The organism is Streptomyces sp. NPDC054887 (assembly GCF_053610585.1).
Genome location: NZ_JBSGYQ010000068.1, coordinates 26954 through 38113 on the forward strand (window position 1 = coordinate 26954; position 11160 = coordinate 38113).

The following is an 11160-nucleotide window of genomic DNA, read 5'->3' on the forward strand; positions in this document are numbered from 1 at the left end:
CCGACCACCCGGAATATGAGATGCGAATCTTGAAGTGTGAGACGCGCGTACGGGGCGGAGGGGCGGGTACGCGACCTGCCATGGATACGAACCTGTCGGAACAGATGGCACAGGTCGTCCGCGACACCCTCAAGGACGAACTGCGCGAGCAGACCAGGAAACAGCGCCGCACCGCCCGCCTCTACACCGCCGCCGGCGCCGCCGCCCTGTACGCGGGCGCCGCCGTCACGGCGTTCCTCGTGCTCGCACTCGACACCGCCCTGCCCGCGTGGGCGGCCGCGCTGATCGCCGGCGTCCTGCTGGCCGGTCTCGCCGTCGTGCTCAAGCAGCAGGCCGCACGCCCCGGCGCCGGCGTCCACGACGCCGGACTCGGCGCCCCGCCCGTGCCACCCGTCACGCCGCCCAGCGCCCCGCCCGTTCCGCAGGCGCCCCCGGCGACCCCCGCGCCGGACGCCGGCACACCGCCCGCCCCTCGCGCCTGACGCACCGGAAGCAGCCGCGGGCCGGTCGCCGGGGCGGCGGGCGACCGCGGCTCCGGCGGCCCCCGGTCACGTCCCCAGGACCTGCGGCAGCACCTTCGTGCGGTAGAAGTCGAAGAACCCGCGCTGGTCCGGGCCGATCTGGTTCACGTACGCCCGGTCGAACCCCGCGTCGGCGTAGGCCAGCAGCCCGCGCACGTGCGCGTCGACGTCGTCGCCGCAGACCACGTTCGCGGCGACCATGTCCTCGGTGACCAGGGTCGACGCCTGCTCGAAGTGGCGCGGCGACGGCAGCACCTGGCCCAGCTCGCCGGGGAGCTGGTCGCTCGGCCACAGCCGGTGGACCGTGCGGACGGCCTCGTCGCGGTCCGGACCGTAACAGACCTTCGTGCCGCCGCTCACCATCCCGCCGCCCCGGCCGCCGTCCCGGAAGCGCTTCACCGCCTGCTCGTCCGGGGCCATGGTGATCAGGCCGTCGCCGACGCGCGACGCCAGTGACATGGCCTTGGGGCCGAACGCGGAGACGTCGATGGGCACATGCTCCTCCGGCACGGTGTAGAGCCGCGCGTTCTCCACCGTGTAGTGCTTGCCCTCGTGGCTGACCTCGTTGCCGTCGAAGAGGTTGCGGATCAGCAGCACGGCCTCCTCCAGCATCTCCAGACGCACCCGCGCGCTGGGCCACGCGCCGCCCAGGATGTGCTCGTTGAGCGCCTCGCCGCTGCCCACGCCGAGCCGGAACCGGCCGTCGCCGAGCTGTACGGCCGCCGTGGCCGCCGCCTGCGCGACCACGGCCGGGTGCATCCGTACGGTCGGACAGGTGACCGCGGTCTGCACGGGCAGCGAGACGGCCTCGGACAGCGCGCCGATCACCGACCAGACGAAGGGGCTCTGGCCCTGCGCCTCGTTCCACGGGTGGTAGTGGTCGGAGATCCACAACGCCTGGAAGCCGGCCTGCTCGGCCATCCGCGCCTGCTCCACGAGTGCGGCGGGCCCGAACTCCTCGGTGGACAGGAAGTATCCGTACTCGGTCATGGGGGGTGCCTCCCGGGCGAGTGGTTGCTGAACGGCGGGTAACCACCGCGTACGCCGGGAAACACACGCGGCGCGGTGTTTGGCCCCCGGGGACGGGGGCACCGGGAAGGTCCACCCCAAGCGCCCCGCCCACGAGGTGAACGCAGTGACCCGAAACCGTCCCCGCGTCGTCGTCGTCGGAGCGGGCTTCGCCGGCCACCAGGCCGCGAAGTCCCTTTCCCGGCAGCTCAGGGACAACGCCGAGATCGTCCTGCTCAACCCCACCGACTACTTCCTCTACCTGCCCCTCCTGCCACAGGTCGCCGCCGGCATCCTGGAACCGCGCCGGGTGACCGTCTCGCTGCCCGGGACGCTGCCCCGCGTACGGCTGGTGCTCGGCGAGGCGGACCACATCGACCTCGCGGCCCGCCGGGTGCACTACACCGGCCCCGAGGACGACAAGGGCGAGCTGGAGTACGACCGGCTGGTGCTGGCCGTCGGCAGCGTCAACAAGCTCCTGCCGGTCCCCGGTGTCGCCGAGCACGCCCACGGCTTCCGCGGCCTGCCGGAGGCGCTGTACCTGCGGGACCACGTGACCCGGCAGATCGAACTGGCCGCCGCCGCCGGCGACCCGGACGAGTGCGCCGCGCGCTGCACCTTCGTCGTCGTCGGCGCCGGCTACACCGGCACCGAGGTCGCCGCCCAGGGCCAGATGCTCACCGACGCCCTCGTCCGCAAGCAGCGCGCCTGGCGCCACGCCGGGCACAGGCCGCGCTGGATGCTCCTGGACATCGCGCCGCGCGTCCTGCCCGAACTCGACCGCCGCCTGTCGGACACGGCCGACAAGGTGCTGCGCGGGCGCGGGGTCGACGTACGGACGGGGACCTCCGTGAAGGAGGCCACCCGTGAAGGGGTCCTCCTGGACGACGGGGAGTTCGTCGGCACCCGGACCGTGGTCTGGTGTGTCGGCGTACGCCCAGACCCGCTGGTCTCCGAGGTCGGCCTGCCCGTCGAACGCGGACGCCTGCTCGTCGAGCCGACCCTCGACGTGCCGGGCCACCCGGAGGTCTTCGCCTGCGGCGACGCGGCGGCCGTGCCCGACCTGACCCGGCCGGGGCAGTTCACCCCGATGACCGCGCAGCACGCGGCCCGGCAGGGGAAGACGACCGCCCGCAACGTCGCCGCCTCCCTCGGCCACGGGGAGGCGCGGCCCTACAAGCACAACGACCTCGGATTCGTCGTCGACCTCGGCGGCGTCAAGGCCGCCGCCAACCCGCTCGGCGTACCGCTGTCCGGCCCGGTCGCGGGCGCCGTCACGCGCGGCTACCACCTCGCCGCCATGCCGGGCAACCGGGTGCGGGTCGCCGCCGACTGGATGCTCGACGCCGTACTGCCGCGCCAGGCCGTGCAGCTGGGTCTCGTCAGGTCCTGGTCGGTGCCGCTCGACACGGCGTCACCGGAACTGGCCAGGGTCCCGGCCGGGCCGGGCCGGCCGGAGCAGAGTGAACCCGACGGGTGACCGCAGGGAGCGACCACAGGGAGTGACATGGACAGCGAACAGTTCAGCCGGCTCGGACAGCAGCTCAGGGTGGACGCGGTACGGGCCGCCGACGCCGCGCAGTCGGGGCATCCGACGTCGTCGATGTCGGCGGCCGACCTCGCGGCCGTCCTCCTCGGCGGCCATCTGCGCTACGACTTCGACAGGCCCGACCATCCGGGCAACGACCGGCTGATCCTCTCGAAGGGCCACGCCTCGCCGCTGTTGTACGCCATGTACCGGGCGGTCGGCGTCGTCGACGACGAGGAACTGCTGACCTACCGGCGGCGCGGCAGCCGCCTCGAAGGCCACCCCACGCCCAGGCTCCCGTGGGTGGACGTGGCCACGGGTTCGCTCGGGCAGGGGCTGCCGGTCGGTGTCGGCGTGGCACTGGCGGGCAAGCGGCTGGACCGTGCTCCGTACCGCGTGTGGGTGCTGAGCGGCGACAGCGAGATGGCGGAGGGATCGGTGTGGGAGGCCGTCGAGCACGCGGCCCACGAACACCTCGACAACCTCACCCTGGTCATCGACGTCAACCGGCTCGGCCAGCGCGGTCCCACCCGCCACGAGTGGGACCTGGGGGCCTACAGCCGCCGGCTGCACGCGTTCGGCTGGCACACCGTCGAGGTGGACGGCCACGACGTGGACGCGGTCGACGCCGCCTACGACGAGGCGCGGTCGACCACGGGCCGGCCCACCGCGGTGATCGCCCGTACCCGCAAGGGGCGCGGCGTCGCGGCCGTGGAGGACAAGGAGGGCATGCACGGCAAGCCCCTGAAGGACGCCGGAAGCGCCATCGAGGAGCTCGGCGGGCCGCACTTCGTCCAGGTGGAGGTGCGCAAGCCGGCCGCCGCGCCCGTCTCCGCCCTGCTCGGCGCGCGCCAGGGCGAGCCGCAGCTGCCGCGCTACGAGAAGGGCGACGAGGTCGCCACGCGCAACGCCTACGGCGAGGCGCTCGCCGCGCTCGGAACCGCACGCGGCGACGTCGTGGCCCTCGACGGCGAGGTGAGCGACTCCACCCGGTCGCAGTTCTTCGCCAAGGAGCACCCCGACCGGTTCTTCGAGTGCTACATCGCGGAGCAGCAACTGGTCGCGGCGGCCGTCGGCATGCAGACACGGGGTTACGTCCCGTACGCCTCGTCCTTCGCGGCGTTCCTGAGCCGCGCGCACGACTTCGTCCGCATGGCGGCGGTCAGCAGGGCCGGCATCAACCTGGCCGGCTCGCACGCCGGGGTCGCCATCGGCGAGGACGGCCCCTCGCAGATGGGGCTCGAAGACCTCGCGCTCTTCCGCGCCGTGCACGGCAGCACCGTCCTGTACCCGTGCGACGCCAACCAGACCGCCCGGCTCGTCGCCGCGATGGCGGAGGGCGACGCGCACAGCCGAGGGGTGCGCTACCTGCGCACCAGCCGGGGCGCGATGCCCGTCATCTACGGGCCGGACGAAGAGTTCCCGATCGGCGGCAGCAAGCTGCTGCGCTCCGGTGACGACGACAAACTCACCCTCCTCGCCGCCGGGGTGACGGTCCACGAGGCCCTGCGCGCGGCGGACCTGCTCGCGGCGGACGGCCTGCCCGTGCGGGTCGTCGACCTGTACTCGGTCAAGCCCGTCGACGAGGCCGCCGTGCAGGAGGCGGCGGAACGCACCGGCTGCCTGGTGACGGTGGAGGACCACCACCCCGAGGGCGGCCTGGGCGACGCGGTCGCCTCGGTGTTCTCCGACGGCCGCCCGGCGCCCCGGCTGGTCCGCCTGGCCGTCGGGAACATGCCCGGCTCGGCCACCGAGCGGGAGCAGCTGGGAGACGCCGGGATCGACGCCGACTCGATCGCGGCCGCCGTGCAGCTCCTGGCGGAGAAGGTGATCGTACGGTGAGAGCGCGGCGGGGAGTGGGTGGCGGGATGCCCTGAACATCCCGCCACCCTCCCCGCGCCGTGGGGGGCCCCCGGGGGGGGGGCCCGCTTCCGTACGCCGCGCACGAGGCAGGAACGAGCCCGGGAGAGGGACGATGAGCGACACCACGACCGTCAGGGCCGGACACCGCACGGTGACCGTCCACCGCCCCGGAAAGGTGCTCTTCCCCGACTGCGGCGTCACCAAGGCCCAACTCGCGGACTACTACCGGCGGGTGGCCGCCCACATGGTGCCGCAGCTCCGCGACCGGCCCCTGATGCTGGACCGCCGGCCCGACGGGACGGACGGCCCGCGCTTCATGCAGAAGGACACGCCCGGGCACTACCCCGACTGGGTGCGCCGGGTCCGTGTCCCCAAGGAGGGCGGCACCGTGACGCACACCGTGTGCGACAACAGCGCCACGCTCGTCTTCCTGGCCGACCAGGCGTGCCTGACGTTCCACCGCTGGCTCTCCCGGGCCGGCCGCGTCGACCGGCCGGACCGGCTGGTCTTCGACCTGGACCCGCCGGCGGACGACTTCCCCGCCGTGCGGGAGGCGGCGTACCGGCTCGGTGAGCTCCTCGACCAGCTGCGGCTGCCGTCCACGCTCATGACCACCGGTTCCAAGGGCCTGCACGTGATCGTGCCCCTCGACGGGAACACCACGTTCGACGACGCGCGCTCCTTCGCCGCCGAGGTCGCCCGTACGCTGGCCGAGCGCCGCCCCGACGAGCTCACGACGGCCGTGCGCAAGGCCGCGCGCGGCGGCCGGCTCTTCCTGGACATCGGACGCAACGCGTACGCACAGACGGCCGTCGCGCCCTGGTCGGTGCGCGCCGGCGCAGGTGCTCCGGTCGCCGCCCCCATCTCCTGGGAGCAGCTCGACGACAAGGAACTCGCCGCCCGCACCTGGTCGTTGAAGGACCCCGGCGGCGTACTGGAGCAGGCCCGCGCGAACCCCTGGTCGGGCGTCACGGCCAGGGGCCGCGCGCTGGGCCCGGCGCGCGGGCGCCTGAGCGCCCTGCGCTGACCGGGCCCGGCGTTCAGGCGGTCCGGCCCGCCGGGTCGTCTTCCTTCACCGCGCTGAGCGGCGCGGCGATCGACTCCAGGCTCCTGCGCTCGCTGCGCACGCCCAGCACCGACTCGACCAGCCCCGCGGCCACCATCAGCGCCGCGCCGACGCAGAACGCCTGCGTCGTGTCGGCCCGCTCCCCGCTGCTCACCAGGCCGTTGAAGAGCAGCGGCCCGGTGATGCCGCCGAGGGCGGTGCCGACGGCGTAGAAGAAGGAGATGCACATCGCGCGCGTCTCCAGCGGGAAGACCTCACTGACCGTCAGATAGGCCGAACTGGCCCCGGCGGAGGCGAAGAACAGCACCGCGCACCAGCAGGCGGTGAGCGTCACGGCCGAAAGGGCGCCCTGCTGGAAGAGGTACGCCGTGCCGAACAGCAGCAGCCCCGACGCGATGTACGTCCCGGCGATCATGGGCACGCGCCCGACGCTGTCGAAGAAGTGGCCGAGGACCAGCGGGCCGAGCAGGTTGCCGACCGCGATCACCGCGAAGTAGTACGCCGTCGAGCCGACCGGCACGTCGAAGAACTCGGTCAGGATGACGGCGTAACCGAAGGTGATCGAGTTGTAGAGGAACGCCTGTCCGACGAAGAGCGACAGGCCCAGCGCGGTGCGCCCCCGGTACTGGGCGAGGACCGTGCGCACGATGGTGCCGAACCCGATCGACTTCCGCTGCCGGATCGCGATCTCCTCGTCCGGCACGGGGAGCCGCTTCCCGGTCTCCCGGGCGACCTGCTCCTCCACCTCGTCGACGATCCGGTCCGCCTCCTCCACCCGGCCGCGGATGAACAGCCAGCGCGGGCTCTCGGGCACGTGCCGGCGTACGAGCAGGATCCCGAGCCCCAGCACCACACCCGTGGCGAACGCGAGCCGCCAGCCCAGGTCCTTGGCGAACAGGTCCGTGTCCAGCAGGGCGACGGACGCGAGCGCGCCGAGCGCCGCGCCGGCCCAGAACGTGCCGTTGATGATGAGGTCGATACGGCCGCGCAGCCGGCCCGGGATCAGCTCGTCGATGGCCGAGTTGATCGCCGCGTACTCGCCGCCGATGCCGAAACCGGTGAAGAACCGGCAGACGAAGAAGAACCACGCCGTCTCGGAGAACGCGGTCGCCGCCGTCGCCGCGAGGTACACGGCCAGCGTGATCATGAACAGCTTCTTGCGGCCGTAGACGTCGGTGAGCCGGCCGAAGAAGAGCGCGCCCACGCATGCCCCGGCGACATAGAGGGCAGCAGCCCATGTGGTCACCTGGGCGGTGGTGATGTCGATGCCGCTGCCTTCCTCGGCGAGGCGGCCCACGATGTTGCCGACGATGGTCACTTCGAGTCCGTCGAGGACCCATACCGTGCCGAGGCCGATGACGATCCGCCAGTGCCACGGCGACCACGGGAGGCGGTCCAGCCTCGCCGGAATGCGGGTGCGAATCACCCCGGTGTCCGTTGATGTCATCACACGCGGGTACCCGCACAGAATCGAACAACGCTGAGACGTCCGGGAGTTTGGACCCGGAGTCACGGGATACCCGAAGACGGAGGCTGCAATGGCAAATACATCCGGTACATCCGGAAAGCCCGAAACGTCCGATGCATCCGACAACGAACCGAAGAACGACGAGAGTTCGCAGAGCAGGACACAGAAGAAGACGGAAGCCCTGCCGGGCCCGATGGAAGTACTGCGCGGAGCGCGGGCACAACTGGCGGAACTCACCGGCATGGAGGCCGAGTCGGTCTCTTCCTTCGAACGCACGGAGGACGACGGCTGGACGTTGAGGGTCGAGGTTCTCGAACTGGCCCGCGTCCCCGACACCATGAGCCTCCTGGCGTCGTACGAAGTCACGCTCGACGCCCATGGAGCGCTCACCGGCTACCGGCGCGTGAACCGCTACGAGCGCGGCAGGGCGGACCGTTCATAGACACCCACACTAAGGAGGGCCGGTCGGCATGACAGTAGTCCCGGCACAGCAAGGCGGAGGCGGCGGCGGTACCAGCGGCCTCTACGACGTTCTGGAGCTCGTCCTCGACCGGGGGCTCGTCATCGACGCGTTCGTACGCGTCTCCCTGGTCGGCATCGAGATCCTCAAGATCGACATCCGTGTCGTGGTGGCGAGCGTCGACACGTACCTGCGCTTCGCCGAGGCGTGCAACCGCCTCGACCTCGAAACCGGTGCCAAGAAGAGCCCCGGCCTCCCCGAGATCGTCGGCGAGGTCACCGAGTCCGGCGCCCGGGGCAAGTCCAAGGGGGCGCTGTCCGGCGCCGCCGAAACCATCTCGGGCGCGTTCCAGCAGGCCCGCGGCGGTGACGAGGAGAAGGCCGAGTCGCGGACGAGCAGCCGGCGCGGCACGTCCCGCCGGAAGGAGGAGCAGGAGTGAGTACGTACGTCTACGGCATCGCACGCGGTGACCACCCCGAACTGCCCGAGCCGACGAACGGGGTCGGCGACCCGCCGATGCCCGTACGCGCCCTGCGGACCGGCGAACTGACCGCCCTGGTCAGCGACGCACCCGAGGACCTCAGGCCCAAGCGCCGCGACCTGCTCGCGCACCAGACGGTGCTGGCGGAGGCGGGCGCCGTGGGCTCGGTGCTGCCGATGCGCTTCGGCAGCCTGTCCACCGACGACGAGTCGGTGCGCAGCGTCCTCGCCGAGCGGGAGAAGCACTACCTGGAGCGGCTCGACGCGCTCGACAACAAGGTCGAGTACAACGTCAAGGCCTCGCACGACGAGGAGGCCGTCCTGCACCAGGTACTGGCCGACGACGCCGAGCTGCGCGCCCTCAACGAGGCCAACCGGGCGGCCGGCGGCGGCACGTACGAGCAGAAGCTCCGGCTCGGAGAACGTGTCGTCGCGGCCGTGCAGGAGCGCGAGAAGCGCGACGGCGAACTGGTGCGGCGAGCCCTGGAAGGCGCGGCGGGAGACGTCTGCCCCGGCCCGGAGAGCAGCGGCTGGCTGGCGAACGTCTCGTTCCTCGTCGACCGCGACCGCACGGCGGACTTCGTGGAGGCGGTGGACGCGCTGCGCAAGGAGCACCCCCACCTCGTCCTCCAGGTGAACGGCCCGCTGCCCCCCTACAGCTTCGTGGAGTGACGGCGCATGGGCCTCCTGGGAGAACTGCTCCTGCTGCCCCTGGCCCCTGTCCGCGGCACCTCCTGGGTGCTGCGGCAGGTGGTCACGGAGGCGGAACGGCAGTACTACGATCCGTCGGCCATCCAGCGTGAACTCTCGGCCCTGGAGCGCCGGCTCGAGGCCGGAGAGATCGACGAGGCCGAATTCGACCGCCGCGAGGACGAACTCCTCGACCGGCTGGAGAAGAGGAACCCGGCATCATGAGAAACCGTGAACGCGCGGACGGCGGAAGCCGGGGCCGCCGATGACGACCCCCAACAGACTTCCCGACCCGTACGGGACCCAGGGCGGCGGCGCGAATCTCGCCGACATCCTGGAGCGCGTACTGGACAAGGGGGTCGTCATCGCGGGAGACATCAAGATCAATCTCCTCGACATCGAACTCCTCACCATCAAACTGCGTCTCATCGTCGCCTCCGTCGACAAGGCGAAGGAAATGGGCATCGACTGGTGGGAGGACGACCCGTCGCTCTCCTCCGGTGCCCGCCGGCGTGAACTCGCGGAGGAGAACGAACGGCTCCAGCGGCGCATCGCCGACCTGGAGGCGGCGCCCGCCCGGGAGGAGCGCCTGGAGGCGGCGCCCGCAAGCGAAGAGCGCAAGGACGAGGCATGAACGAACTGCGTTACGTGTACGCGGTCACCCGGCCCTTCGACGGCGTACTGCCCGAGGGTGTGCGCGGGATCGGCGGTGAGCCGCCCCGGCTGCTGCACCACGGCGACCTCGTCGCCGTGGTCGGCCCGGTGCCGGCCGAGGACTTCGCGGAGGCGCCGCTCAAGAAGCGCCTGGAGGACCTCGACTGGCTCACCGCCACCGCCCGCGCCCACGAAGCGGTCATCGGTGCCATGACAGCCGTGACCTGCGCGGTCCCGCTGCGCCTCGCCACGGTGTGCCTGGACGACAGCGGCGTGCGGCGGCTCCTCGAAGCGGGCCACGACCGCTTCGTGACGACCCTGGAGCGACTGGACGGACGGGTCGAGTGGGGCGTCAAGGTGTACGCCGAACCCGAGCCGGAACCGGCCCCGCGGACCGGGCCGGCCGAGCCCTCCGCCGCGCCCGCCACCGGCCGTGACTACCTGCGCCGGCGGCTGAGCAGCCGTCAGGCCCGCGAGGGGGTGTGGGAGCGCGCGGAAGCGCTCTCGCGCTCGCTGCACGCGGAGCTCTCCGGCCGCGCGCAGGCCGCCGTACTGCACCGCCCGCAGGACTCCCGGCTCTCCGAGGCGCGCGGGCAGAACGTCCTCAACGCGGCCTACCTGGTGCCGCGCGAGCGCGGTGAGGAGTTCGTGGCGGAGGTCGGCCGGCTGACGCCGGAGGACCGCGGCGTACGGGTGGAACTCACCGGCCCGTGGGCCCCGTACTCCTTCGCCGGGCAGGCCGGGCAGGCCGGGCACGAAGAGGCAGGGGCGGGCCGATGACGGTGCAGCCCACCGACGCCGGCCCGCTCGCGCAGCGCCAGCTCGCCCTCGTCGACCTCCTGGACCGGTTGCTGGCCGGCGGGGTCGTGATCACGGGCGACCTGACCCTGCGCATCGCCGACGTCGACCTCGTGCGCGTGGACCTCAACGCGCTCATCAGCTCCGTCAACGTCGACGTGCCGTCCCCGTTCGAGGAGGAGGAGTCCCTGTGACCGCCGAGACCACCGATGGGCGCCGCCGTGTCGAGCTGGACGCCGACACCGTCGAACGGGACCTCGTCAAGCTGGTCCTGACGGTCGTGGAGCTGCTCCGGCAACTGATGGAGCGCCAGGCCCTGCGGCGGGTCGAGACCGGCGACCTCAGCGAGGAGCAGGAGGAGCGGATCGGCATGACGCTGATGCTCCTGGAGGACCGCATGGACGTCCTGCGCACCCGCTTCGGGCTCGAACCCGAGGACCTCAACATCGACCTGGGGCCCCTGGGGCCGCTGCTGCCCAGGGGCGAGTAGAAGAAGCGGTACGCGCGAAAGAAACGGAAAGACACGGAAAGACCCGCGGGGCAGAGAAAAGGGGCGGCGGCCCGAAGGCCGCCGCCCCCCTCATCTCGATTTATATACCAAAGGTACCAACGCGAACAGCCACC

General features: G+C 72.1%; 14 protein-coding genes. 12 read left to right on the plus strand and 2 right to left on the minus strand.

Annotation, left to right across the window (positions count from 1 at the left end; translation table 11 throughout):
- Window positions 1–80 precede the first annotated feature (80 nt).
- Complete coding sequence (locus ACWGH0_RS28990) at window positions 81–482, plus strand: phage holin family protein (protein ID WP_453407213.1); 402 nt, start codon at window positions 81–83, stop codon at window positions 480–482.
- Window positions 483–548: 66 nt separating this feature from the next.
- Here ACWGH0_RS28990 and ACWGH0_RS28995 read toward each other — a convergent pair whose 3' ends face one another.
- Window positions 549–1511 (minus strand): TIGR03557 family F420-dependent LLM class oxidoreductase, encoded by a 963-nt coding sequence (locus tag ACWGH0_RS28995; protein WP_453407214.1) that lies wholly within the window; start codon window positions 1509–1511, stop codon window positions 549–551.
- A gap of 145 nt (window positions 1512–1656) precedes the next feature.
- Between ACWGH0_RS28995 and ACWGH0_RS29000 the strand changes: the two genes are divergently transcribed.
- The 3 genes from ACWGH0_RS29000 (at window position 1657) to ligD (ending at window position 5947) form a co-directional block, all read left to right on the plus strand.
- On the plus strand, window positions 1657–3009 hold the full coding sequence (locus tag ACWGH0_RS29000) for an NAD(P)/FAD-dependent oxidoreductase (RefSeq protein ID WP_453407215.1): 1353 nt from the start codon (window positions 1657–1659) through the stop codon (window positions 3007–3009).
- A 27-nt stretch (window positions 3010–3036) separates the two neighbouring features.
- On the plus strand, window positions 3037–4899 hold the full coding sequence (locus tag ACWGH0_RS29005) for a transketolase (protein ID WP_453407216.1): 1863 nt from the start codon (window positions 3037–3039) through the stop codon (window positions 4897–4899).
- 133 nt (window positions 4900–5032) lie between these two features.
- A complete protein-coding gene (gene ligD / locus ACWGH0_RS29010) occupies window positions 5033–5947 on the plus strand; it encodes a non-homologous end-joining DNA ligase (protein ID WP_453407217.1) in 915 nt (304 codons plus the stop codon).
- A gap of 13 nt (window positions 5948–5960) precedes the next feature.
- Here the strand turns inward: ligD and ACWGH0_RS29015 are convergent, their stop codons facing one another.
- Window positions 5961–7433: an MFS transporter gene (locus tag ACWGH0_RS29015; protein ID WP_453407218.1), complete on the minus strand. Its 1473-nt coding sequence runs from the start codon at window positions 7431–7433 to the stop codon at window positions 5961–5963.
- A 91-nt stretch (window positions 7434–7524) separates the two neighbouring features.
- Between ACWGH0_RS29015 and ACWGH0_RS29020 the strand changes: the two genes are divergently transcribed.
- From ACWGH0_RS29020 to ACWGH0_RS29055, 8 genes are read left to right on the plus strand one after another with little or no spacing between them, the layout of a single operon-like run.
- Complete coding sequence (locus tag ACWGH0_RS29020) at window positions 7525–7896, plus strand: gas vesicle protein GvpO (protein WP_453407219.1); 372 nt, start codon at window positions 7525–7527, stop codon at window positions 7894–7896.
- 28 nt (window positions 7897–7924) lie between these two features.
- Window positions 7925–8353: a gas vesicle structural protein GvpA gene (locus ACWGH0_RS29025; RefSeq protein WP_453407220.1), complete on the plus strand. Its 429-nt coding sequence runs from the start codon at window positions 7925–7927 to the stop codon at window positions 8351–8353.
- Window positions 8350–9066: a GvpL/GvpF family gas vesicle protein gene (locus ACWGH0_RS29030; protein ID WP_453407221.1), complete on the plus strand. Its 717-nt coding sequence runs from the start codon at window positions 8350–8352 to the stop codon at window positions 9064–9066. Before ACWGH0_RS29025 ends, ACWGH0_RS29030 begins: the two co-directional genes overlap by 4 nt.
- 6 nt (window positions 9067–9072) lie before the next feature.
- Complete coding sequence (locus ACWGH0_RS29035; RefSeq protein WP_453407222.1) at window positions 9073–9309, plus strand: gas vesicle protein GvpG; 237 nt, start codon at window positions 9073–9075, stop codon at window positions 9307–9309.
- Between the two features lie 40 nt (window positions 9310–9349).
- Window positions 9350–9718: a gas vesicle protein gene (locus ACWGH0_RS29040; protein ID WP_453407223.1), complete on the plus strand. Its 369-nt coding sequence runs from the start codon at window positions 9350–9352 to the stop codon at window positions 9716–9718.
- Window positions 9715–10518, plus strand: a complete 804-nt coding sequence (locus ACWGH0_RS29045; RefSeq protein WP_453407224.1) for a GvpL/GvpF family gas vesicle protein — start codon at window positions 9715–9717, stop codon at window positions 10516–10518. Before ACWGH0_RS29040 ends, ACWGH0_RS29045 begins: the two co-directional genes overlap by 4 nt.
- The gene (locus tag ACWGH0_RS29050; RefSeq protein WP_453407225.1) at window positions 10515–10730 is read left to right on the plus strand and encodes a gas vesicle protein; all 216 of its coding nucleotides are present in this window, start codon (window positions 10515–10517) and stop codon (window positions 10728–10730) included. Before ACWGH0_RS29045 ends, ACWGH0_RS29050 begins: the two co-directional genes overlap by 4 nt.
- Window positions 10727–11026: a gas vesicle protein K gene (locus tag ACWGH0_RS29055; RefSeq protein WP_452813631.1), complete on the plus strand. Its 300-nt coding sequence runs from the start codon at window positions 10727–10729 to the stop codon at window positions 11024–11026. The genes ACWGH0_RS29050 and ACWGH0_RS29055 overlap by 4 nt, the downstream gene beginning before the upstream one ends.
- Window positions 11027–11160: the final 134 nt, after the last annotated feature.

What these genes read in the sequence shown, in the direction of transcription:
- ACWGH0_RS28990 (WP_453407213.1), top strand. Translation starts at nt 81, where the DNA reads ATGGATACGAACCTGTCGGAACAGATGGCACAGGTCGTCCGCGACACC.
- ACWGH0_RS28995 (WP_453407214.1), bottom strand. Translation starts at nt 1,511, where the DNA reads ATGACCGAGTACGGATACTTCCTGTCCACCGAGGAGTTCGGGCCCGCC.
- ACWGH0_RS29005 (WP_453407216.1), top strand. Translation starts at nt 3,037, where the DNA reads ATGGACAGCGAACAGTTCAGCCGGCTCGGACAGCAGCTCAGGGTGGAC.
- ligD (WP_453407217.1), top strand. Translation starts at nt 5,033, where the DNA reads ATGAGCGACACCACGACCGTCAGGGCCGGACACCGCACGGTGACCGTC.
- ACWGH0_RS29015 (WP_453407218.1), bottom strand. Translation starts at nt 7,433, where the DNA reads ATGACATCAACGGACACCGGGGTGATTCGCACCCGCATTCCGGCGAGG.
- ACWGH0_RS29020 (WP_453407219.1), top strand. Translation starts at nt 7,525, where the DNA reads ATGGCAAATACATCCGGTACATCCGGAAAGCCCGAAACGTCCGATGCA.
- ACWGH0_RS29025 (WP_453407220.1), top strand. Translation starts at nt 7,925, where the DNA reads ATGACAGTAGTCCCGGCACAGCAAGGCGGAGGCGGCGGCGGTACCAGC.
- ACWGH0_RS29035 (WP_453407222.1), top strand. Translation starts at nt 9,073, where the DNA reads ATGGGCCTCCTGGGAGAACTGCTCCTGCTGCCCCTGGCCCCTGTCCGC.
- ACWGH0_RS29040 (WP_453407223.1), top strand. Translation starts at nt 9,350, where the DNA reads ATGACGACCCCCAACAGACTTCCCGACCCGTACGGGACCCAGGGCGGC.
- ACWGH0_RS29045 (WP_453407224.1), top strand. Translation starts at nt 9,715, where the DNA reads ATGAACGAACTGCGTTACGTGTACGCGGTCACCCGGCCCTTCGACGGC.
- ACWGH0_RS29050 (WP_453407225.1), top strand. Translation starts at nt 10,515, where the DNA reads ATGACGGTGCAGCCCACCGACGCCGGCCCGCTCGCGCAGCGCCAGCTC.